Raw genomic sequence first — 22,633 nt, 5'->3', positions numbered from 1 at the left:
TTCCGGCGGGATCCCTCTGTCACGCAGCTCACGTGCGCCGTACATATCGCCGACGGGACCCCGGACACTAAGATTTCGGTTACTTAACGGTAGTTAGCATCACGCATCACACATGGGGAGTGAGAGTCTTGGCGGGTTCTGCCGACTTCGACCTGTACCGCCCGGCCGAGGAGCACGACATGCTCCGCGAGTCCGTCCGCTCGCTCGCCGAGGCGAAGATCCTGCCGTTCGCCGCCGCGGTCGACGAGGAGTCCCGCTTCCCGCAGGAGGCCCTCGACGCCCTGGTCGCCAGCGACCTGCACGCCGTCCACGTCCCCGAGACCTACGGCGGCGCCGGGGCCGACGCCCTCGCCACCGTGATCGTGATCGAGGAGGTGGCCCGCGTCTGCGCCTCCTCCTCCCTGATCCCGGCCGTGAACAAGCTCGGCTCCCTCCCGGTGATCCTCTCCGGCTCGGAGGAGCTCAAGGCCAAGTACCTCGGCCCGCTGGCCAAGGGCGACGCGATGTTCTCCTACGCGCTCTCCGAGCCCGACGCGGGCTCCGACGCCGCAGGCATGAAGACCCGCGCCGTGCGCGACGGGGACTTCTGGGTCCTCAACGGCGTCAAGCGCTGGATCACCAACGCGGGCGTCTCCGAGTACTACACGGTCATGGCCGTCACCGACCCGGAGAAGCGCTCCAAGGGCATCAGCGCCTTCGTCGTCGAGAAGGGCGACGAGGGGGTCTCCTTCGGCGCCCCGGAGAAGAAGCTCGGCATCAAGGGCTCCCCGACGCGTGAGGTCTACCTCGACAACGTCCGCATCCCCGCCGACCGCATGATCGGCGCAGAGGGCACCGGCTTCGCCACGGCGATGAAGACCCTCGACCACACCCGCATCACCATCGCCGCCCAGGCCCTCGGCATCGCCCAGGGCGCGCTGGACTACGCCAAGGGCTACGTCCAGGAGCGCAAGCAGTTCGGCAAGCCGATCGGCGACTTCCAGGGCGTGCAGTTCATGCTCGCGGACATGGCCATGAAGATCGAGGCCGCCCGCCAGCTGACCTACTCGGCCGCCGCCAAGTCGGAGCGCGTCTCCGCCGGGGGCGACAAGGAAGACCTCACCTTCTTCGGCGCCGCGGCCAAGTGCTTCGCCTCCGACGTCGCGATGGAGGTCACCACGGATGCCGTCCAGCTCCTCGGCGGCTACGGCTACACCCGCGACTACCCGGTCGAGCGCATGATGCGCGACGCGAAGATTACGCAGATTTATGAAGGAACGAACCAGGTCCAGCGGATCGTCATGGCAAGGAACCTTCCGTAGCGGTCCCGCACGCGCACCAAGGCCCCCGGCGTCCCGTCGGGGGCCTTCTGCGTGAAGAAGGGGCAAGGGTTCGTAACGGGTTGCCGACAGGTTCGGAACAACCGGCCGTCAACCGGGGCGGGCGAAGCACCCTTGTGCACCGGATCCGTTACGGAGGGGTTCGCCGGCGCCCGCCGTGCCACGGGACCGGGCCGCGCCCGGTGCACCTCTCTGACCAGCGGTGATGGTCCACCAGGTGGGCGGGCGCGTGTGATGTGTCCTCATATATAGAGGACAGCCGCGCGCAGGGGTGTCCGATGTGCCGCAATCCGCCCGTCTCCGCGCGGCCGTCCGCCCGTAACCGGAACGTGGCCGTGGCGGCCCCCGCGGGGCCCGCCCACGGCCTTGGCATGTCCCCGGATGGGCTAAATTTGAACCTTCGTACGCCCGAACCGGTTGGGGAGAAAACAATGACGGAAGCGATCCTGCTGGTCGGCGGGCAGGGGACGCGACTGCGCCCCGTGACGGTGAACACTCCCAAGCCGATGGTTCCCGCGGCCGGCGTTCCCTTCCTCGCCCACCAGATAGCCAGGGCCGCAGCCGCCGGTGTCACCCACATCGTGATGGCGACCTGCTACCTCGCCGAGGTCTTCGAGCCCTACTTCGGCGACGGTTCCGACTTCGGCATCACCCTCGAATACGTCGTCGAGGACGAGCCGCTGGGCACCGGCGGTGCCATCCGCAACGCCGCGCAGCGGCTGACCGGCGGCCCGGACTCGCCGGTCCTCGTCTTCAACGGCGACATCCTGACCGGCCTGGACATCGCCGGCCTGGTCGAGTCCCACCAGGCGGCCGACGCCGACGTCTCCCTGCACCTGGTGCGGGTCGAGGACCCGCGCGCCTTCGGCCTGGTCCCCACCGATTCCGAGGGGCGGGTGCTGGCCTTCACCGAGAAGCCGCAGACCCCCGAAGAGATCATCACCGACCAGATCAACGCCGGCTGCTACGTCTTCCGCCGCAGCGTCATCGACTCCATCCCGGCCGGCCGACCGGTATCCGTCGAGCGCGAGACCTTCCCCGGTCTGCTGGACTCGGGCGCCAGGCTGCACGGCGTCACCGAGGACACCTACTGGCTGGACCTCGGCAAGCCCGAGTCCTTCGTGCAGGCCTCGGCCGACCTCGTGCGCGGCATCGTGAGCTCCCCGGCCGTTCCCGGCCCGCGCGGTGAGGCCCTGGTCCTCCCGGGTGCGGTGGTGGCGGACGGAGCCAAGCTGTCGGGCGGTACGGTGGTGGGTGCCGGCGCCCGGATCGAATCGGGTGCGGTCGTCCAGGGCTCGATCGTGCTGGACGGTGCGACCCTCGGCCCGGACACGGTGGTGAGCGCCAGCCTCATCGGCGCCGGCGCCTCGGTGGGTTCGCGCACGGTGGTGAACGGCGCGGTCGTCGGAGACGGTGCCGTCGTAGGGGCCGACAACGAACTTCGCGCAGGGGTGCGGGTGTGGTGCGAGGCTGAACTGCCCGACGCCGCCGTCCGCTTCTCCTCCGACCGGTGACCAACTTCAGTGAGGCACAACCTGTGATAGGCGAGCAGCAGACTCCCCGCGCGACCGACGTCGCAACCACGAAGCTCCCCGACACCTGGGCACACACCCCGCTCACCGTGGTCATGCCGACCTACAACGAGGCGGGCAACCTGCCGGGCATGGTGGAGCTGCTCATGGGTCTCGACCAGCCGGGCCTGCGCCTGCTGATCGTCGACGACTCCTCGCCCGACGGCACCGGCAAGATCGCCGACGAGCTGGCGGAGGGCTTCCTCACCGAGGACGGCAAGCCGCGCATGTCGGTCCTGCACCGCACCGCGAAGGACGGCCTCGGCCGCGCCTACGCCGCCGGCATGGCCAAGGCCGTCGAGGACGGCGCCGAGTTCGTGCTCCAGATGGACGCGGACGGCTCCCACCCGGCCGGCAAGATCGCCGAGATGCTGGGCGTCGCCCGCTCCACCGGCGCCGGTCTCGTCGTCGGCTCCCGCTACGTTCCGGGCGGCACCCTCTCCGACGCCTGGGGCGCGCACCGCAAGCTGCTCTCCCGCTGGGCCAACGCCTACGCGAGCACCATCCTGGGCACCCGCGTCCGCGACATCACGGGCGGCTTCAACCTGTGGAGCGCCGACGCGCTGAAGGCGATCGACCTCGCGTCGATCGGCAGCGCCGGCTACAGCTTCCAGGTGGAGATGAAGTTCAAGGCCCTGCGCCGCGGCTTCCCGGTGATGGAGGTCCCGATCCACTTCGAGGACCGCACCGTCGGCGAGTCCAAGATGAACCTGGCCGTCCAGCTGGAGTCCATCGCCATGCCGTGGAAGCTGCGCGCCCGCGCCGGCAAGTAGCGGCACACGCGGACGCGTGGGCACGCGCCCGCACGGACACGAAGGAAGGGGCACCCCCGAGAGGGGTGCCCCTTCCTTCGTACCCGGAGCCCGACGTCCGCGGGCCTTCTACGGAGTCTCGCGCGGGGACCCGGTCCGTCCGCCGCCCGGCCGGCTCTCCAGGAACCGCTTGAGCCGCCGGGCCGCCGGCCGCTCCACGAACCGCTGGATCAGCCACGAGGCCAGCAGCATCACGGCCGTCGCCGACAGCAGGAGCGTCCACGGCTCCACGTCCTGCCGCCACATCCGCAGCAGCGTCACGCCGATCTGCTGGTGCAGCAGGTAGAGCGGGTAGGACATCGCGCCCGCGACCGACAGCCAGCGCCAGTCGATCCGGTCCAGCCATCCCAGGGCCACGGCGGCCATGACCACGTAGCACAGGGTCACGACGAGCAGGCACATCTCCCAGGACAGCTGGTCGCCCTTGACGGTGTTCCAGTGGACGATGTCGTTCAGCCAGCGCTGCGTCAGCAGCCAGGAGAACGCGAGCAGCAGCCACGGCTCGCCCGCGCGCGGCCCCTCACGGCGGATCAGGTAGAAGCAGATGCCGGAGATGAACAGCGGCGAGTAGGTGGGGTTCGCGAGGACGTTCAGGATCGGCAGCCCGGAACCGGGGGCGAGCAGGGAGGCGACCGTCCAGATCCAGCAGAAGTTCAGGACCTTGCGGTACGTCAGGCCGGTCCAGGCGACCGCCGCGAAGATCAGGTAGAACCGCAGCTCGGACCAGAGGGTCCAGTACGACGGGTCCAGCTCGGTATTGCCCAGAGGGGTCTGGAACATCGTCAGGTTCGTCAGGACCTGGCTCAGCCCCGGCCCGGTGCCCCCGAAGGGCTTGCCGACCGCCAGCAGCACTCCCATGGTGGCCAGTACGCAGAACCAGTACGCGGGGCCGAGGCGGATCACCCGGCTGCGCAGGTAGGAGCCCAGCGGCCGGCCCCACGCCGACATGCAGATGACGAAGCCGCTGATCATGAAGAACAGCTCCACGCCCATCCAGCTGTAGCGGCCGACCACCGTCAGCCACCCGAACGCGTCGCGCCCCCAGACCTCTTGGCGGGTGTAGTGGTGCATGAGCACCAGCACCGCCGCCAGGATCCGCAGCCCGTCCAGGATCCGCAGCCGGGGCCGGTCCGCCGGGGGCCCGGCGGACCGGGCGGGCCGGGGCAGGGTGGGCCAGGCCGAGGGTCTGCCGTCTTCCCGTCGGTCGCCGAGGACGCGGGGGGACGGGTGCAAGGACATGAACGCTCCACGGGCAGGACGGACGCGTGCCCGGACGTGCTGAGGGCCGCGCCGACGGCGGGACCCAGCCGGGCATCCCCCCCGTGGCATGGGCCGCCTCAGTCTTACGAGAAACCATCGCACTGTCCACAGCACGTGGTTCATCGCACCCCGTCCCGCGCCTGCCGCGTGGCCGGTTCACTGCCCCCGGACGGTGACCTTCTGGTCGCTCTGGATCTCCTTGACCAGCTGCTGCACCTTCGCCTTGTCCCAGACGAGGTTGCCGCCCTTCTGGCCGGAAAGGGGCATGTTCATCGACACGCCGTCACCCGAGGTGATGCCCTTCATCGCGAAGAACATCTGACCGAGGTCCCACAGCCCCATGTCCTTGTCGACGACGAGGGTGTCCAGGCCCGCGCCCATCACCGGATAGAGGGCGAAGGGGTTGAGGATCGTGCCCGGCGTGGCCGCCTGGCTCGCCAGCGCCGACAGGAACTTCTGCTGGTTCTTGGTCCGCTGGAGGTCCGACTCGGCGAAGGCGTACCGGGTGCGCACGAAGGCCAGCGACTGTTCGCCGTTGAGGGTCTGACGGCCCGCCTTGAAGTCGGCGCCCGACTTCTCGTCCTTGAAGCCCTGTTCGATGTCGAGCTCCACGCCGCCCAGCGCGTCCACGATGTTCGCGAACCCGGCGAAACCGATCTCGGCGTAGTGGTCGATGTGCAGCCCGGTGTTGAACTCGATCGTCCGCACCAGCAGTTCCGGCCCGTCCTCCGCGTACGCCGCGTTGAGCTTGACCCGCCGGCCCTGGGACGGGAACTTCTTGCCCGACTGGGAGCCGACGAAGGAGGGGATCTCCACGTCCGAGTCGCGCGGCAGCGAGATCATCGTGTTCCCGCTGGAGCACTTCGCCAGGACCATCATCGAGTCGGTGCGCTTGCCCTCGGCGGAGCCGGTGTGGAGCTTCTTCTTCTCCTCGTCGGACATGCCCTCGCGGCTGTCGGAGCCGACGATCAGGTACGTGGTGCAGTCGCCTTCCTTGGGGCGCTCGATCACCTTGGAGAGGTCGACCTCGCGGCGCACCTTGGAGTCGGCCCAGAAGTAGGTGCCGATGGAGGTGACCAGCAGCGCGGAGACCAGCACGATGGAGCCGATCTTGATCCGCCTGCGCCAGTCCGGAGCCGGGCCGGCCGGGCCGCCGGGGCCGCCGGGCCGGGAGGGACCGCCGGGCCGCCCGGGGCGGCCCGGTCCCGCCGGACCGCCGGGGCCCGCGGGCCGGCCGTAGACATGGCCGGTGTTGTACCCGCTGTCGTACGACGCGTCCGGTCCCTGCGTCTGCTGCGGCGGCACTCCGTGGCCGGGGCGGCCCTGCGGCGGACCCTGCGGGGGGACCGGCGGGCGGCCGGGGCGCTGCGGCGGCTGGGCCGGACGCTGCGGCTGCGGCTGCCGCTGGACGTGGCGCATCCGCTGCGCGCCCTCGGGCTGCTGCTGCCCGCTGCCGCGCCCGTACCCGTCATCGCGGCGGCCGCGCGCGTCGCGCTCACCGTTCCACCCGTCCCAGTCACTCATGCGCACAAGGATGCCTGCCGCGGCGTGTCGCCCGACACCCAGGTGGACGCTTCGTACCGCGGCTGTTGCAGAGCTGATGCCTGCGGTGCCCACTTATGGTGGCTCCATGACAGAAATACCGTCGGTGCCCGCGGGCAAGCCGATCTCGGCCTCCCGGACCACGCTCAGCCACATCATGACCGCCAACGACACCAACCTCCTCGGTACCGTGCACGGCGGCGTGATCATGAAGCTGGTGGACGACGCGGCCGGCGCGGTGGCCGGGCGGCACTCGGGCGGGCCCGCCGTGACGGCATCGATGGACGAGATGGCCTTCCTCGCCCCGGTCCGGGTCGGCGACCTGGTCCACGTCCGCGCGCAGTGCAACTGGACCGGCCGCTCCTCGATGGAGATCGGCGTACGGGTCCTCGCGGAGCGGTGGAACGAGTCCACCCCCGCCACCCAGGTCGGCAGCGCCTACCTCGTCTTCACCGCGGTCGACTCCGACGGCAAGCCCCGCCAGGTCCCGCCCGTGATCCCGGAGACCGAGCAGGACGAGCGCCGCTACCAGGAGGCGCAGATCCGCCGCACCCACCGGCTCGCCCGCCGCCAGGCGATCACCGAGCTGCGCGCACGCCGCGCCGCCGAGGGCCTCGACGACTGACCGGCCGTCGCCCGCTGCGCCGCCGGCCGCTCGCCGACTGCAACCCCGTCGCCCGTCGTCCGCCGCCGGCCCGTCGCGCGTACGGGCTCCGGGGCATATCCGTGCCTTACGGGGGCCCCGTAGACTGGTCCGTCGACGTCCGGCTGCTCCGCCCGAGCGACGGCCTGCCCCTCGACCGGCCCTGCCGCGGAGAACCCCTGATGCCGACTGCCACCCAGACCACCACCGCGGCCCCGTCCGCCCCCGCCCGCCCGCGTGCGCGGTGGCTGACCGGGCCCGACTGGCTGTGGGCGGCGCTGCTGACCCTCGCGGTCACCGCCTTCCGGGGCGGCACCCCGCAGCTCTGGCGCGACGAGCTGGCCAGCTGGAACGCCGCCTCCCGCTCCACCGGCGAGCTGCTCGCGATGCTGGGTCACGTCGACGCCGTCTCCGGCCTCTACTACCTGCTGCTGCACGGCTGGGTCTCGGTGTTCGGGGATTCCGCGGCGATGCTCCGGCTGCCCTCCGCCCTGGCGATGGCCGGCTCCGCCGCCCTGGTGGTGCTGACCGCGCGGGCCCTGTTCGACCGGCGCACCGCCGTCTTCGCCGGGCTGCTGTTCGCCCTGCTGCCCGTCGTCACCCGGTACGGCACCGAGGCCCGCTCGTACGCCTTCGTCGTCCTCGCCGTCTCCGCCGCGACCTGGCTGCTGCTGCGGGCGCTGGAGCGGCCGGGCCCGGCGCGCTGGGCCGGGTACGCGGCGGCGGTCGCCGTGGCCGGGCTGCTGCACATGGTGGCCCTGCTGTTCCTGCTGCCGCACGCCATGGTCGTGGCGCTGCGCTGGTGGCGGGACCGGCGCGGGCGCACGGCGCTCTCCTTCGCCCTGGCGGCCGTCGCCGGGCTGCTGCCGGTGATTCCGCTGGTGCTGCTGGGGCGTCAGCAGGTCGGCCGGCAGATCAGCTGGATCAAGACCCCGCGGCTGCGGGACATCGCGGGTCTGTGGGACAACCTCTTCGCCTCCCCGCTCGTCGGGCTCGGCATCGCCGCGCTGGCCCTGCTGCCGCTGGCCTGGAGCCGGGGCCGGCGCCCCGCCGTGGAGCTGCTGCTGCTGGGCGCGGTGCCGATCGTCGCCGTCTACGTGGTCTCGCAGGGCAGCACCTCGTACTTCATCGACCGCTACGTCCTGTTCACCGTGCCCGCGTGGGCGGTGCTGGCGGCCGCCGGACTGGCCGCCCTGAAGCCCCGCGCGGCCGGGGCGGCCGGGCTGGCCGCGCTGGTCCTGCTCGGCGTGCCCGACCAGCGCCACCTGCGTACCGAGCAGGCCAAGGAGACCTCCGACGGCCGGGCGGCGGCGCGGGTCATCGCGCAGGGCTACCGGCCCGGCGACGGCTTCGTGCCCGTCCGCGGCGCCGACCGGGTGTACATGGTCGACTTCCAGATCGAGTACTACCTGCCCGGCCGGGTCCACCTCCGCGACGTCTTCGCGGCCCGTTCGGCGCTGGAGGCGGACGACCTCTTCCCGCAGGAGTGCGAGCGGCCCGAGCAGTGCCTCGGCGACACCCGGCGGATCTGGCTCGTCACCCGCGACACCGGCAAGGACGACCCGTACAACCGGCTGCCGGCCGAGCAGGTCCGGGCGCTGAAGGGCCATTATCGGGTCGCCTCGACGACCGAGGTGCGCGGACTGCACGTGTCCCTGCTGGAGCGGACCGGCTGAGCCCGCCGGGGTTCAGCTCCCGCAGACCACCTGGTCCCCGGTGACCACGCCGAACTCGCCCTGGTACGGGTCCTCGGCCCGCACCGGCACGACCTTCTTGAAGTCGGCGCCCGCGATCACCAGCACCGTGCGGCCCTGTCCGGCGACCGCGCGCAGCTCGCTGCCGGGCAGCGCCACGGACACCGTCCGCGCCGTGCGGTCCCAGCGCGGGTCGTAAGCGATCACCGTGCGCCGGACCTCGCGGCTGGCGCCGGCCGCCGGAGCCTGGGTGGTGTCGAAGCCGGTGGCGCGCAGGGCCGCGTCCACGCGCCCGCCGAGCCCGTCGATCCGGGTCCCGTTCTCCACCTGGACGCGGATCTGCTTCGGCGGCACGTCGACCGGGACGGGCGCCGGCCCGCGCGGGGCCTGCCCGGGGCGGGCGGGGGACAGCGGCCGGTCCTGGCGCACCGCCTCGAAGAGCTTGGCGGCCTTCGGCTCGTCCCATTTCACCGTCGAGCCGATGCCCTTGACCTGGAACGAGGGGTCTCCGACGGGCACGGAGGCGAACTCCGAGGAGGAGGGGGTGAATCCCCGCATGGCCTGTCCCAGCGCCAGCATCTGCTCCGACCCGAAGCCCCTGTCGGCGCGCACCGACCCCAGCAGGGTGGAGCTGACCTCCTTGAACTTCACCGGGTTCAGCAGGACGCCGCCGCCGGTGGCCTGTTTGATCAGTGCGGCGATGAACCGCTGCTGACGCTGCATCCGGCCCAGGTCGGAGGCCCCGTCGACGTGGCGGGAGCGCACGTACTGCAGGGCCTGGCCGCCGGTGAGCCGGTGGGTGCCGGGGAGCAGGTCGAGGCCGGTGTAGGTGTCGTGCATGGCCTTGGCCGTGCAGATCTCGACGCCGCCCATCGCGTCGACGGTCTTCATGAAGCTGGTGAAGTCGACCTCCAGGTAGTGGTCGATCTTCACGCGGGTCATGTTCTCGACGGTCCGTACGGTCAGGTTGGGACCGCCCTCGGCGTAGGCGGCGTTCAGCTTCACCGGGTGGGCGTTGTGCGGTTTGCCGGTGACCAGGTCCTGGTGCGCGGGGACCTCGGCGTAGCTGTCCCGGGGCAGGCTGATGACGCTGGCCCGTTCCCTGTCGGCGGAGAGGTGGACGAGCATCACGGTGTCGGTGCAGTGGCAGGGCGCGCCGCCGAGCCGGTACTCGCGCTTCTCCTCGGGGGTGATCTTCTCGCGTCCGTCGGTGCCGACCAGCAGGAAGTTCACCCCGTGACCGGCCTGCGGGCGGTTCTTCATGTCCTTGAACGGGTCGACCCGTTCGATGCCGGTGTCCAGGCCGGTCATCACCGCGTGCCCGACCGCCCCGGAGCCCAGCACCACCAGCGAGAACACGGCCGCGATCCGCACCCCCCAGCGCGGCCGGTCGTCCCGGTGCCCGGTCCGGCGACCGCCGCCGCGCGCGGACCGCGGCCGGGGCGGCCGGGAGCCGGGGGCGCGTCGGGTGGGACGGTGCGGTTGGGGCACGGGGGACACCTCCGCGGGGGCAGTGCGGGCGGATTATTCATATTCGTCTGATTCGTCTGAACAATAGGCCCATACGATCAGCCTCTGTCCGTACCGCTCGTCCGCCGCGCACCCGTTTCCCCCGTACGCGGTAACGTGACACCGATACCCGACCGTGAAGGACCACATGCCCGCCCAGCAGCCCGCAGTTTCGGTGATCATGCCGGTGCTCGACGAAGAGCGTCACCTGCGTGACTCCGTCCGGCACATCCTCGGACAGGAGTACGCAGGCGAGATCGAGGTGGTGATCGCGCTCGGGCCGTCCACGGACCGCACCGACGAGATCGCCGCCGAACTCGTCCGGGAGGACCCGCGCGTCCACACCGTCCCGAACCCCACCGGCCGCACCCCCGCCGCCCTGAACGCCGCGATCAAGGCCTCGCGCCATCCGATCGTGGTGCGCGTCGACGGCCACGGCATGCTCTCCCCGAACTACATCGCCACCGCCGTCCGTCTCCTGGAGGAGACCGGTGCGCAGAACGTCGGCGGCATCATGCACGCCGAGGGCGAGAACGCCTGGGAGGACGCCGTCGCCGCCGCGATGACCTCGAAGATCGGCGTCGGCAACGCGGCCTTCCACACCGGTGGACAGGCCGGCCCGGCCGAGACCGTCTACCTCGGCGTCTTCCGCCGCGAGGCCCTCGAACAGCAGGGCGGGTACAACGAGGAGTTCATCCGCGCCCAGGACTGGGAGCTGAACTTCCGCATCCGCGAGGCCGGCGGTCTCATCTGGTTCTCGCCGGAGCTGAAGGTCCAGTACCGCCCGCGGCCCTCCGTACGGGCGCTGGCCAAGCAGTACAAGAACTACGGCCGCTGGCGGCACGTGGTGGCCCGCTACCACGCCGGCTCCATCAACCTGCGCTACCTGGCCCCGCCGACCGCCGTCTGCGCGATCGCGGCCGGGGTGGTCGCGGGTGTCGCCGTCAGCCCGTGGGCGTTCGCCGTCCCGGCCGGCTACCTCGCCGCGATCACCGCCGGGTCCGTCCCGGCGGGCAAGGGGCTGCCGCTGAAGGCCCGGGCGCAGATCCCCGTGGCCCTCGCCACGATGCACATGTGCTGGGGCTACGGCTTCCTCACCAGCCCGCGCTCGCTCGCCCGCAAGGTCATCGCCAGCCGCCGCCCGTCGGTGCGCCACGACCCGTCCCAGGTCTGAGGCACCACGAGAAGGGGTGACCCGGTCCGTACGGACCGGGTCACCCCTTCTCACGTCCTCACGCTCCGCGCGGCCGGCTCACCGGCCCCGCGTCACCAGCGGTACGGCTTGTAGACGTCCATGCAGGCACCGGTGTCGGAGCCGTTGATCGCGTCCGCCGTGTCCGGGATCGCACCGGCCGCCGGCGGGGTCTGCGCCGGGAAGGCGTTGCCCTCGCGCCAGTCCGCGCCCACGACCAGTGTGATCGTCGAGACCTCGGCGGACTGCTGCACCGCCGTGCCCGGGATGCCCAGGGACGCCGCCACGCTCTGCGCCTCGTCCGCCAGTTCGGGCGTCGGGTAGCGCACCACGGTGGTCTTCTCCGGGGTCAGCACGGTGTCCGCCCGGGCCCCGGTGAAGCCCTTGGAGACCAGGACCTCCGCGATCGCGTTCGCCCGGTGGGGCGCCAGCGGCTGGCCGGCCGCGGTGCCGTTGACCACGTTGACGGGGATCTTGTCCGGGGTGGTGACCGGGGCCTTCGAGGCCTCCTGGGTGGGCTGGGACGGCTGCTGCGAGCCTGCCGGGGCCGGCTGCGAGGCGCCCGGCGCGGGCTGGGAGGCCGAGGGGCTCTGAGGGGTCTGCGGCTCGCCGTTCTTGTCGAACGCGACGTCCTTGCGGAGCATCGTCCACAGCTTGTCGGCGTCCGCCGGGTTCACCACGAGCCGGTCCTCGTCCCGGGGGTCCTGGAAGGTCGGCATCGTCGTCATCGTGATGCGGTTGGTGGGGACGTCCTTGAGCTGCATGGCCAGGTTGTAGAGCTTCTTGACCGAGCCGATCTCCTCGGAGACCTCCAGCGCCTTGGTGCCCGCCTCCGCCAGGTCCGTGATCCGGCCGACGTCGGTGAAGGCGTTCTGGCTCTTGAGCTCGCGCATCATCGAGTTCATGTACATGTGCTGGGCCTGCGCGCGGCCCAGGTCGCTGCTGAACGCGTGCCGGGTGCGCAGCCACTGGAGCGCCTGCTCGCCCTTGACCCGGGTCGTGCCCTTCTGGAGCTTGAGTCCGGAGCCGCCGCCCGAGGTGGGCAGCGGGCGGTCCCAGACGTTGTCCTTGACGCAGACCGGGACGCCGCCGATGGCGTCGGCCATCTTCACGACACCGGAGAAGTCGATCATCATCCAGTGGTCGATGTAGACGTTGGTCAGCTTCTCCCAGGTGGCCAGCGTGCAGCCGGGGCCGCCGCGGCCGAGCGACTCGTTGATCATCGCGTTGGTCTTCTTGAACTTCTCGGCGGTCTTGGGATCCGTGCACTCGGGTATGTCGACCCGGGTGTCGCGCGGGATGCTCACGACCGAGGCGTTCTCCCGGTCCGCCGAGACGTGCAGCAGCATCTGCACGTCCGCGAGCGGGGGGTTCCCCACGGTGTCGCGGCTGCCGCCGAGTTCCACGTTCTCCGGCTTGTTGCGGCTGTCGGAGCCGATCAGCAGGATGTTCAGCGGGCGCTGGCCCTTGGCGTTGGCGTGGGTCTTCTCCACGCCGCTCTCACCGCTGAGGCGCTGCCCGCTGCGGATGTTCCCGTCGAGATGACGGTAGTAGAGGTACCCGGCCGCCGACGTCCCCAGGATCAGGAACGCCAATACGGACGCCACCCAGAACAGCACCCGCCGGCGCTTGCGCCGCACGGGCGTCCCACCGCCGCCCGCGGGCCGGGCGCCGCCCTGGCCCGACCGCGGTGGAGGCACCGCGCCGGAAGCGTCCGCCCCCCCGCCGGATATGCCGTCGGTGGCCTGGTCGGGCGCCCCCTCCCCCCGCACGCTGCTGTGCCTCACGCGTACCCCCCTCAAGATCATTGATGTCGTGTCGTGTCGTGCCGGGCCTACCGGCTACCGCCCGGTCGTGCGGCGGTGGGTGGGTGGCGGCGGCGTCACCGCGCTCCCGTCACTTGGCGCAGACCGCCTTGTCCGCCTCGACCCGCTGCAGCCCCTCGGGGGCCTGCTGCGGGGCGGCCGGCGCACCGAGCGGCGTACCCGGCTCCTTGAAGTCGGAGCCGAGGGTCAGCTTCATCGGGGTCCTCGGCCCCGCGTCCACCGTGCCGACCTTCAGGGCCGCGGCGGACAGCCCCATCATGTCCGCCAGCGCCCGTGCCTGGTCGGCCTGGTTGGGGGCGTACTCCAGCTGTGTGCCCGCGAGCCGCTCCGCGGCGTTGCCGTGGTTGCTCGCCTTGTAGACGCCCTTCGCGTTCTGCAGCCAGGTCAGGGTGGTGGAGGCCGACCCCGGGGGGCCGCCGCCGTTGTACACGTCCACCCGTACGTCCCCGGCGGGCGCCCTGTTCCCCTGGAGCAGCGCGTCCTGCTTGGCGTCGGCGGCCTCCTTCGCGGCGTGCTCCTTCTTCTCCACCTCGGTGAGGGAGACGTCCTCGCGGATCATCTGGAGGAGGGGGTCGGCCTGCGAGGAGTTGACGACGACGGTCGCCTTGCGGTTCGACGGCTCGTTCGGGTTGTCGACCACCGGCAGCGTCGTGAAGGTGACGTTCTTCAGGTTCATGTCCTTCAGCTCACCGGCGAGATCGGTGAGTTTGCCGATGGACCCCAGTCCCTGGTCCACCGTCAGCGACTTGGTGGCCGCCTCCGCGAGCGAGAAGAACTTCTTCGGACTGGTCAGCGTCTCCTTGGACTTCATCTCGCGCATCATCGAACTCAGGAACTGCTGCTGGGTCTTGATCCGGTCGAGATCGCTCTCGTTGCCGAAGGAGTGCCGGGTCCGTACGAAGGCCAGCGCCTGCTCGCCCTGCAGCCGGTGCTCGCCGGCCTTCAGGTTCAGCTTGGAATCACGGTCGTTGACGTCCTTGGCCAGGCACACGGGCACACCGCCGACCGCCGTGCTCAGGTTCTTGACCGCGTTGAAGTCGACCATCATGAAGTTGTCGACGTTGATGCCCGTGAGCTGGTTGACCGTGCGCATCGTGCAGCCCGGGTCGCGGCCCTCCTGGCCCAGGCTGTTGTTGAAGCGGCTGCCCTTGGTGGCGGGGATCTGCTTCACCGAGCCGTTCGACTGCTTCGTCGGGCAGACCGGGATGTCGGTGATCAGGTCGCGCGGGATCGACAGGGCGGTGGCGTTGCTGCGGTCCTTCGACACGTGGAAGAGGATCGTGGTGTCCGCGTGGCCGACGCTGTCGGCGTCCCCGTAGCCCTGGTTGCCCGCGCCGCTGCGCTTGTCGGTGCCGATCACCAGGATGTTGATCGGCTGGTCCTTCTTGAAGCTGCCGCCCGCACCGTTGGTGTCGATGACCTTCAGGTTGCCGTTGAGGTGCTGGTAGTACAGGTACGACGCCAGGCCGCCGCCGACCAGCAGGAACGCCAGGGTCCCCCCGGTGACGGCCAGCGCCCTGCGCCGCCGCGCGGCTGCCCCGCCGCCGGCCGCGCGGGGCTTGCCGCCGCGTTTGCCGCCGGGCGGGCCTTCGCCGCGCCGGGGTTTGGGGACCGCGGGGGAGGGGGCCGACGGCGCGGAGGGAGCCGCGGGCTTTCTGCGGGTCCTGCGGGGGGTGGTGACGGAGTGCTGCTGCGCAGGGGAATTGCCCAGTCGCAGTTCGTAGTTGCCAGTGCGGGGATTGAGGACCCACTGGTCTGCGGGGTCGATCTCGTCCGCCCGCCCACGGCTTTGCGCATCCACGGTTGCTCGAATCCTCCGTCGGTGCCTCACGACGCGCCTCCCCCCAGGCGCGCGGTCAACGATCCGGCTGCTGGTGCACGGTGTCTTCGCTTCCGGTGCACCGGATCGCTCACCTTATCCGCCCAGGTCAGCTGCAAACCATGCCGGTGACGAAATCCACTCCCCCGATAACTGCCCAAAACGCCCATCCAGTGCGGTTGGACCACCGGCTTTTGGATTGCTTTACCGGCAGTCGGCCGTGTCCGCCGTGGTTCCTGTGAAAGTCGGGTCCGGAAGGGGTGCGGACGCAGTTCCGCTTTTCGCTCGCACAGGGTCGCGGAACACCTCGGCGGGGGAGAGCGGGGCGGGCTCCGCGGCGGCCGCGGACGCGGGCGCGGAGGTGACCGTGGAGGTGATCGCGGACCTGGGCGCGGAGGCGGGCGCCGGCGTGGCCGTCGGGGTGGGCACGGGCGGGGTGACCGTCACGGGCCGGTCCAGCCGCAGCCGCTGGAACAGCTGCCCCGCCTCGGGCTCCAGCAGCTCGTCCCGGTTGGGGTTCGGCGCGTAGGGCCGCCGCGGCACCGTCAGGAACCTGATCTGGTCGGACGGTATGTCCCGCACGCTCCGTACCAGTTCGTACAGCCCGCGCAGCGAGGCCAGCCCCGGGTCGGTGGTCAGCGCGGAGGTGGCCGCGTCCAGCAGCGGGTAGAGCCGCGCCGGGTTCAGCAGGACGCCGTTGCTCTGCACCTTCTTGACGAGCGAGCCGAGGAACTGCTGCTGGCGCTCCATCCGTTCGGTGTCGCTGCCGTTCCCCAGGCCGTACCGGGCCCGGACGAAACCGAGTGCCTGCTCCCCCTGGAGGAGGTGGCGGCCCGCCGGGAGCCGCAGGTGAGCCTCGGCGTCGTCCACCGGCTGCCGCAGGCACACCTCCACCCCGCCGACGGCGTCGACCATCTGCTTGAAACCGCCGAAGTCCAGCACCATGTGGTGGTCGATCCGCACCCCCGTGAGCCGCTCGACCGTACGGATCGTGCAGGCGGCCGCGCCCCACTGGAAGGCCCAGTTGAACTGGGCGAAGCGCTCGGCGGTACGGGTCCCGTCGGCGGCCCGGCAGCTCGGCACGTCCGTCATCAGGTCCCGGGGTATCGAGACGGCCGTCACGCTCCCGCGGTCCGCCGCCAGGTGCAGCAGGATCGTCGTGTCGGAACGCTGCGTGCCGCCGTCCTGCCCGTAGCCCGCGTTCTCCCGGCCGGACCGCGAGTCCGAGCCGATCAGCAGGAGGTTCTGTGCGCCGTCGGCGAAGTGCGCCGGGCGCTCGCGCTCGTAGCGGCGCAGTTCCGCCTCGGCGGAGGTGTCCGAGGTGATGTTCCCGTCGAGCTTGGCGTACAGCCACCAGCCGGTGGCCGCGCCCGCCAGGACCAGCAGGACGGCCCCGAGCCCGATCCAGCGCAGCAGCCGGCGGCGCCGACGGCCGGCCGGAGGCCTCGGCCCGCCTCCGGCCGCCCCGGTGCCGCCCGGTATGCCCGCGCTGTCCGTCACTCGCGTTCCGTCCCTTCGCCGAACCGGCTGCCAGCCGTACGGGTGAGTACGGCCTGGAGCCGATCCTGCCCCCGGGGGTCCCGGACGGCCCGGGGGCACGGCCCTGTAAAGGGCCATGCGGGTGACAGATCGCGCGAAGTCGCCGTCAGACGGTGTGAGTGACGCGCTCGCTCTCGGTCCGCTGCTCCAGCGCCTGCGGCGACAGCCGGTCCAGGTGGCGGCACAGCACCACGGAGCCACCGGTGGCCAGCGCCCCGTACAGCCCCGAGGAGAGCCCCTCCCAGCTGTCGTAGCCCAGCCCCGACAGCACCCGGGCGCCCTCGCCGAAGCCGCGCGCCGCCGCGTCCGCGCGGGCCCGCTCGACCACGGCCGCGTACGAGAGTTCCTCGCCGCCCACCAGCAGCCCCGGGGCGTCGGCGTCGACCGGCGCGAACGGGGCGAAGCGGTCGCCCTGCCCCGGCACCTCCACCGCGTAGTCCGCGAACCCGGCCGGCGGCTGCGGGAACCGCCCGCCCAGGGGACGCAGCGCGAGCGCGACCCGCTCCCCGGAACAGGCGCGGGCCTCCTCCAGGGTGTCGGGCCCGCTCACCACCAGGTCCGCGCCCGCCGGGTCCCCGCCGACCTCGGCGACCACGCCGACCGAGGCGCAGGCGAGCAGCCACACGGCGCTCTGCCAGTGCGCGGGGAGCAGCAGCGCGAGCCGGTCGCCCGGCTCGGCGGCCAGGTCGCCCTGGAGCAGATTGGCGGTCTTGGCCACCCAATTGGCGAAGGTGGCGACGGACAATTCGACGCGCTCGCCCGTGGCGTCGTCGTAGAAGGTGACGAGGGGGCGGCCCGGATCGGCGGCGAGCGCGGATCGCAGCAGGTCGGCAGGGGTGCGGTCAGTGGCGTTCACCCGCCCCAGCCTACGCGGGCCCTTCCCTCGTACGGGGGGCGGCGGCTGCGCCGTCCAGGGGAGGCGCGGCCCCGGCATCGTCGGACGGAGCGTCAGTTCTCCGATGGCGCTTCGTGATGGCTGTGCCCAGCATCGCTTCCATGCGTGGATTCCTTGCTTCCTCGATCGGTGTCGCGACCGCGGCCGCACTGGCCCTTCCGCTCGCGCTCTCCACTCCGGCCCTGGCCGCCGCCTCCGAGGGCGCGGCGGCCCCCGTGACCCCCGCGGGGTCCACCCAGTCCCTGCCGCTCGCCCCCCTAGCCCCCTCCGACGGGCGGATCCCCGGCGTGCCGGGCATGAGCGCCTCACCCGGCCGCGCCGAGACGCGGGGGCTCGCCGCCCGGGACGTGAAGACCTTCTCGCTGGTCGGCGTCGTATGGGACGACGCCGCCACCCGGCTCGTCGGCCGGGTCCAGGTACGCACCCGCGCCGCGGGCACGGCCGCCTGGTCCGGCTGGCAGGACGTCGAGACCCACAACGGCGAACACGCCGCCGACCCCGACGCGGTGGAGCGCGGCTCGCGCCGCGTCCGCGGCAGCACCGCCCCGCTGTGGGTCGGCGCCTCCGACGGGATCGAGGTCCGGGTTCACGCCGAGACCGACGGCGAGGACTCGCGGGCCACCTCCCGGCTCCCCTCGGGCCTGCGCATCGAACTCGTCGACCCGGGCGCGGCGGAGCCTGCCGCCGTGCTCGACGGCAAGAACGCCGGCCGCCCCTCGTCACCGGGCGGCGACGACAAGGGCGACGCGGCGCCCGTGCCCGAGATGACCATGGAGGGGGCCGAGTCCTCCGCCGCGAACGTCCCGCACGGCACGCTCGGCGCGCTGGAGATCGGCGCGCTGAACAAGGCCGACTCCACCGCCGACGCCGTCCTCGCCGCCGACGGATCCCTCGGCGCGGCCGCCCGCCCGTACATCGGCCCGCGCCCGCGGATCGTCACCCGGCGCGGCTGGGGCGCCGACGAGAGCCTGCGCGAACCGGGCTTCGTCTACACGAACACCGTCAAGGCGGCCTTCGTCCACCACACCGCCTCCGGCAACAACTACGCCTGCAAGGACGCCCCGGCGGTGCTGCGCAGCCTCTACCGCTACCACGTGGTCAGCGAGGGCTGGCGGGACATCGGCTACAACTTCGCCGTCGACCGCTGCGGGACGGTCTACGAGGGCCGGGCGGGCGGGGTCGCCAAGCCGGTGCTCGGCGCGCACACCATGGGGTTCAACGCGGACAGCATGGGCATCGCGGTGATCGGTTCCTTCGGCGGCGCCGCTCCGCCGCGGGCGGCGGTGGACGCGGTGGCCCGGCTCACGGCCTGGAAGCTCGGGCTGTTCGGCGCGGACCCGAGGGCGAAGACCACCCTGAGGTCGGGCGGCGGGAACCGGTTCCCGAAGGGGAGCAGCGTGAGGATGAACGTGATCTCGGGCCACCGCGACGGCTTCGCCACGGAATGCCCCGGCAGACTGCTGTACAACCAGCTCCCGCCGACCCGCACGACGTCGGCGAGGCTCCAGGGCCGCTGAGGCCGTTGCCCTGGCCGGGCGGGGTCGGGGGTGGCCGCGCTCGGCAAATCGAGCCTCCGCAGCCAGACTCAGCCCCGCCGGCGTTTGAGGCGCGGGGTCTGGGGCGGAGCCCCAGGGGGTTTCAGCCCCGCCGGCGATTGAGGCGCCGAGCCCCGTGGGGACGGCCCCGGCGGGCTACGCTCAAGGGATGGCCGGCCGTTTCGACCCCCTGACCCGTACCGCCGTCCGCGGCGGCCGCACCGACGTACCACCCGGCGCCGGAACGACCGCCGGAGGCGGGTCGCGCCGCCGCTGGAGTCCCGGCGGGCCCGTCGACCTGGGGCTCACCCTCGGCCCGCTGCGCCGCGGCCCCGCCGACCCGACCTTCCGCGTCACCGCCGACGGCTCCGTCTGGCGGGCCACCCGCACCCCGCAGGGACCCGCCACGCTCCGGATCGGCCGCGCCGGCGAGGAGATCGAGGCGGAGGCCTGGGGCCCCGGCGCCGAGTGGGCGCTCGCCGAGCTGCCCCGGCTGCTCGGCGCCGACGACGATCCGGCCGCCTTCGTCCCCCGGCACCGCCTCGTGCACGCCAGCCACCGCCGCCGCCCCGGGCTGCGCCTGACCCGTACCGGGCTGGTGCTGGAGTCGCTGGTTCCGGTGGTGCTGGAGCAGAAGGTGACCAGCGACGAGGCCTACCGGTCCTGGCGCCGCCTGGTCCGCGGGTACGGGGAGCCCGCCCCCGGGCCGCAGGAGCTGTACGTGATGCCCGACGCCCGCACCTGGGCGCTGATCCCGTCCTGGGACTGGCACCGGGCGGGGGTGGACGCGAAGCGTTCGGCGACCATCGTGCGCGCCGCCCGGGTGGCGGACCGGCTGGAGGAGGCCGCCGCGATGGACCTGCCGAGGGCGGCCGCCCGGCTGGAGGCCGTGCCCGGCATCGGTCCGTGGACCTCCGCGGAGACCCTCCAGCGCAGCAACGGCGCCGCCGACGCGCTCACCACGGGCGACCTCCACCTGCCCGGCATCGTCGGCTACGCCCTCACGGGCGACCGGGACGCCGACGACGAGCGGATGCTGGAGCTGCTCGCCCCGTACGAGGGCCAGCGCCACCGCGCCGCCCGGCTCATCCTCCTCGCGGGCCGGACCCCGCCCCGGCGCGCGCCGCGCATGCCGCGCGGCGACATCGGCCGCCTCTAGCGCCGTGGCCGGAAAGGCGGCCACCGCTCTAGCGGACCTCGACGAACGCGTCCGCGGCCCGTTCCGCCCGCGCCGCCGGGGCCGTGGCCGGGTGGCCGACCGCCACCGCGCCCATCGGGTCCCAGTCCTCGGGCAGCGCGAGCACCTTGCGCACCACGTCCCGGCAGAACATCGTCGAGGACACCCACGCGGAGCCCAGCCGCTCACCGGCCAGCGCCACCAGGAAGTTCTGCACGCCGGCGCCCATCGCGACGACGAACATCTCGCGTTCGGCCGCGTCCCGCCGCGCGTGCCCGTAGTCGTGCGCGCCGTCCGTCACCAGGCAGGGCACCACCAGGTACGGGGCCCGGCGCAGCACGTCCCCGCGCCGCACCCGCTTGGCGACGGACTCCTCGGACTTGCCGTCGGCGCGCAGGTCGGCGATCCACGCGTCCCGCATCGCGTCCAGCAGTTCCCGGCGTGCGGCCGCCGATTCCAGCAGGACGAAGCGCCACGGCGTCGTGTGGTGGGGTGCCGGGGCCGTCACGGCCGCGGCGACGGCCCGCCGTACCGCGCCCGGGTCCACCGGCTCGTCGGTGAAGTCCCGTACGGTGCGCCGCTGTGTGACGGCTTCCCGTACGGCCTCCGAGGTGCCGAGGCGGAACATGTCGTCGGCCGGTGCGCGCACCAGGTCCCGCGCCGAGGACCCTTCGCCGCCGATGTGTCCCAGTCCGCGGACGACGGCCACGGGCAGTCCCGCCGCCTTGCCCTTGACCAGGTCGCCGGCGGCGGCCAGTTCGTCGGCGGTGGCCACGACCGTCGCGCTCAGCGGGTTGCCGTGCGCGTCGGTGCCGCCGCGCAGGTCGTCCAGGACCCGTACCCCGGCCGCGCCGATGGCGACGTCCGTGAGCCCGGTGCGCCAGGGCCGCCCGAAGGTGTCGGTGACGATCACGCCGACGTCCACGGAGAGCAGTGCGCGCAGCCCCGCCCGGATCCGGGCCGCGGAGGCGTCCGGGTCCTCGGGCAGCAGGAGGACGGTGCCGGGCGCGGTGTTGGAGGCGTCGACGCCGGCGGCGGCCATCACCAGGCCCCGCCGGTCCTCCACGATCCGCAGCGTGCCCCGGCGCGCGACGACCCGTACGGTCTCGGCGTCTATGGCCTCCTCGCGGGAGGCCGCCGTGACGATCCGGCCCTCCGCCTTGGAGACGATCTTCGAGGTGACCAGCAGGACGTCCCCGTCGCGCAGGCCGGGCGAGGTCCCGGCGATCAGGGCCGCCAGGTCGTCGCCGGGCCGGACCTCGGGGATCCCGGCCAGGGCCCGCACCTCGTACGAGGGGGCGGGCACGGTCACCGGGACGCCTCGGCGAGCTCCAGGGCGGCCCGCGCCATCGCGGCGGTGGCCCCGGTGTCGGTCATCATCAGCGGTACCGCCCGGCAGGTGATGCCGGCGGCCTCCACCTCGGCGACCGCGTCCGCGTCGGCGGTGTCCACGAGCCAGCCGTCGAGCAGCCCGGTCCCGTAGTGCAGGGCGACGGAGGCCGCGGTGGCCTCGACGCCGACGGCGGCCAGCACCTTGTCGGCCATGCCGCGCACGGGGGCGCCGCCGACGATGGGGGAGAGGCCGACGACGGGGGCGTCGGCGGCCGCGACGGCCTCCCGGATGCCGGGCACGGCGAGGATGGTGCCGATCGACACGACGGGGTTCGACGGCGGGAAGAGGATCACGTCGGCGGCGGCGATGGCCTCCAGTACGCCCGGTGCGGGCTTGGCCTGCTCGGCTCCGACGGGCACGACGGCCTCGGCGTCCACCGCGGCGCGCATCCGGACCCAGTACTCCTGGAAGTGGACGACCCGCCGCTCGCCGGACTCCGGGTCGGTGATGGCGACGTGGGTCTCGACGCGGTCGTCGGACATGGGCAGCAGCCGGACGCCGGGCTGCCAGCGGTCGCAGAGGGCTTCGGTGACGGCGCTGAGCGGGTAGCCGGCGCCGAGCATCTGCGTACGGACGATGTGGGTGGCGAAGTCGCGGTCGCCGAGGCCGAACCAGGTGGGTCCGACCCCGTACGCCGCGAGTTCCTCCTTGACGGTGAAGGACTCGTCGGTGCGGCCCCAGCCCTGGTCCTCGTTGATGCCACCGCCGAGGGTGTACATCACGGTGTCCAGGTCGGGGCAGACCTTCAGCCCGAACAGGTGAATGTCGTCACCGGTGTTGCCGATGACCGTGATGTCCGCGTCGGGGACCGCGGACAGGAGTCCGCGCAGGAAACGGGCGCCGCCGATGCCGCCGGCCAGAACAACAATGCGCATGCGGACAGTCTGTCAGCCGCGGGCCGTCCTCC

General features: G+C 72.5%; 17 protein-coding genes. 8 read left to right on the top strand and 9 right to left on the bottom strand.

Annotated features, from left to right (window positions below):
- Positions 1 to 128 precede the first annotated feature (128 nt).
- From ACEPPI_RS14860 to ACEPPI_RS14850, 3 genes are all read left to right on the top strand, one after another.
- Complete coding sequence (locus ACEPPI_RS14860; protein WP_030011045.1) at positions 129 to 1,301, top strand: acyl-CoA dehydrogenase; 1,173 nt, start codon at positions 129 to 131, stop codon at positions 1,299 to 1,301.
- A gap of 449 nt (positions 1,302 to 1,750) precedes the next feature.
- Positions 1,751 to 2,833 (top strand): NDP-sugar synthase, encoded by a 1,083-nt coding sequence (locus ACEPPI_RS14855; RefSeq protein WP_266839409.1) that lies wholly within the window; start codon positions 1,751 to 1,753, stop codon positions 2,831 to 2,833.
- A gap of 23 nt (positions 2,834 to 2,856) precedes the next feature.
- Entirely contained in the window at positions 2,857 to 3,663 is an 807-nt protein-coding gene (locus tag ACEPPI_RS14850) for a polyprenol monophosphomannose synthase (protein ID WP_373915709.1), read from the top strand.
- Between the two features lie 108 nt (positions 3,664 to 3,771).
- On the opposite strand, the gene ACEPPI_RS14845 is transcribed toward ACEPPI_RS14850, so the two are convergent.
- Both ACEPPI_RS14845 and ACEPPI_RS14840 read right to left on the bottom strand, forming a co-directional pair.
- Positions 3,772 to 4,941 carry an acyltransferase family protein gene (locus ACEPPI_RS14845; RefSeq protein ID WP_373915689.1) on the bottom strand — a complete coding sequence of 390 codons (1,170 nt, stop codon included), beginning with the start codon at positions 4,939 to 4,941 and terminating at the stop codon, positions 3,772 to 3,774.
- Positions 4,942 to 5,118: 177 nt separating this feature from the next.
- Positions 5,119 to 6,486, bottom strand: a complete 1,368-nt coding sequence (locus tag ACEPPI_RS14840) for an LCP family protein (protein ID WP_373915688.1) — start codon at positions 6,484 to 6,486, stop codon at positions 5,119 to 5,121.
- A 106-nt stretch (positions 6,487 to 6,592) separates the two neighbouring features.
- Between ACEPPI_RS14840 and ACEPPI_RS14835 the strand changes: the two genes are divergently transcribed.
- Together ACEPPI_RS14835 and ACEPPI_RS14830 are read left to right on the top strand one after the other, a co-directional pair.
- The gene (locus ACEPPI_RS14835) at positions 6,593 to 7,129 is read left to right on the top strand and encodes an acyl-CoA thioesterase (RefSeq protein WP_373915687.1); all 537 of its coding nucleotides are present in this window, start codon (positions 6,593 to 6,595) and stop codon (positions 7,127 to 7,129) included.
- Between the two features lie 200 nt (positions 7,130 to 7,329).
- Positions 7,330 to 8,823, top strand: a complete 1,494-nt coding sequence (locus ACEPPI_RS14830; protein ID WP_373915686.1) for a glycosyltransferase family 39 protein — start codon at positions 7,330 to 7,332, stop codon at positions 8,821 to 8,823.
- Positions 8,824 to 8,835: 12 nt separating this feature from the next.
- Here ACEPPI_RS14830 and ACEPPI_RS14825 read toward each other — a convergent pair whose 3' ends face one another.
- The gene (locus ACEPPI_RS14825; protein ID WP_373915708.1) at positions 8,836 to 10,215 is read right to left on the bottom strand and encodes an LCP family protein; all 1,380 of its coding nucleotides are present in this window, start codon (positions 10,213 to 10,215) and stop codon (positions 8,836 to 8,838) included.
- Between the two features lie 283 nt (positions 10,216 to 10,498).
- Here ACEPPI_RS14825 and ACEPPI_RS14820 point away from each other — a divergent pair, with 283 nt between their 5' ends.
- Positions 10,499 to 11,524: a glycosyltransferase family 2 protein gene (locus ACEPPI_RS14820; RefSeq protein ID WP_373915685.1), complete on the top strand. Its 1,026-nt coding sequence runs from the start codon at positions 10,499 to 10,501 to the stop codon at positions 11,522 to 11,524.
- A gap of 92 nt (positions 11,525 to 11,616) precedes the next feature.
- Here ACEPPI_RS14820 and ACEPPI_RS14815 read toward each other — a convergent pair whose 3' ends face one another.
- The 4 genes from ACEPPI_RS14815 to ACEPPI_RS14800 all read right to left on the bottom strand — a co-directional run bounded on the left by ACEPPI_RS14815 (position 11,617) and on the right by ACEPPI_RS14800 (position 17,582).
- Complete coding sequence (locus ACEPPI_RS14815) at positions 11,617 to 13,329, bottom strand: LCP family protein (protein WP_373915684.1); 1,713 nt, start codon at positions 13,327 to 13,329, stop codon at positions 11,617 to 11,619.
- Positions 13,330 to 13,438: 109 nt separating this feature from the next.
- A complete protein-coding gene (locus ACEPPI_RS14810) occupies positions 13,439 to 15,169 on the bottom strand; it encodes an LCP family protein (protein ID WP_373915683.1) in 1,731 nt (576 codons plus the stop codon).
- A 222-nt stretch (positions 15,170 to 15,391) separates the two neighbouring features.
- A complete protein-coding gene (locus ACEPPI_RS14805) occupies positions 15,392 to 16,687 on the bottom strand; it encodes an LCP family protein (RefSeq protein WP_373915682.1) in 1,296 nt (431 codons plus the stop codon).
- Between the two features lie 145 nt (positions 16,688 to 16,832).
- Positions 16,833 to 17,582 (bottom strand): TIGR03089 family protein, encoded by a 750-nt coding sequence (locus ACEPPI_RS14800; protein WP_373915681.1) that lies wholly within the window; start codon positions 17,580 to 17,582, stop codon positions 16,833 to 16,835.
- A 140-nt stretch (positions 17,583 to 17,722) separates the two neighbouring features.
- Here ACEPPI_RS14800 and ACEPPI_RS14795 point away from each other — a divergent pair, with 140 nt between their 5' ends.
- Both ACEPPI_RS14795 and ACEPPI_RS14790 read left to right on the top strand, forming a co-directional pair.
- The gene (locus ACEPPI_RS14795) at positions 17,723 to 19,138 is read left to right on the top strand and encodes a peptidoglycan recognition protein (RefSeq protein ID WP_373915680.1); all 1,416 of its coding nucleotides are present in this window, start codon (positions 17,723 to 17,725) and stop codon (positions 19,136 to 19,138) included.
- Positions 19,139 to 19,325: 187 nt separating this feature from the next.
- Complete coding sequence (locus ACEPPI_RS14790; RefSeq protein ID WP_373915679.1) at positions 19,326 to 20,315, top strand: DNA-3-methyladenine glycosylase; 990 nt, start codon at positions 19,326 to 19,328, stop codon at positions 20,313 to 20,315.
- A 28-nt stretch (positions 20,316 to 20,343) separates the two neighbouring features.
- Here ACEPPI_RS14790 and ACEPPI_RS14785 read toward each other — a convergent pair whose 3' ends face one another.
- Both ACEPPI_RS14785 and cofD read right to left on the bottom strand, forming a co-directional pair.
- On the bottom strand, positions 20,344 to 21,645 hold the full coding sequence (locus ACEPPI_RS14785; RefSeq protein WP_373915678.1) for a coenzyme F420-0:L-glutamate ligase: 1,302 nt from the start codon (positions 21,643 to 21,645) through the stop codon (positions 20,344 to 20,346).
- Positions 21,642 to 22,601, bottom strand: a complete 960-nt coding sequence (cofD, locus tag ACEPPI_RS14780; RefSeq protein ID WP_373915677.1) for a 2-phospho-L-lactate transferase — start codon at positions 22,599 to 22,601, stop codon at positions 21,642 to 21,644. The genes ACEPPI_RS14785 and cofD overlap by 4 nt, the downstream gene beginning before the upstream one ends.
- Between the last annotated feature and the right edge of the window lie 32 nt (positions 22,602 to 22,633).

Origin of the sequence: Streptomyces sp. AB3(2024) (assembly GCF_041862025.1) — a bacterium.
Classification (GTDB): Bacteria; Actinomycetota; Actinomycetes; order Streptomycetales; family Streptomycetaceae; genus Streptomyces.
This window is presented reverse-complemented; position numbering and strand designations above follow the sequence as displayed.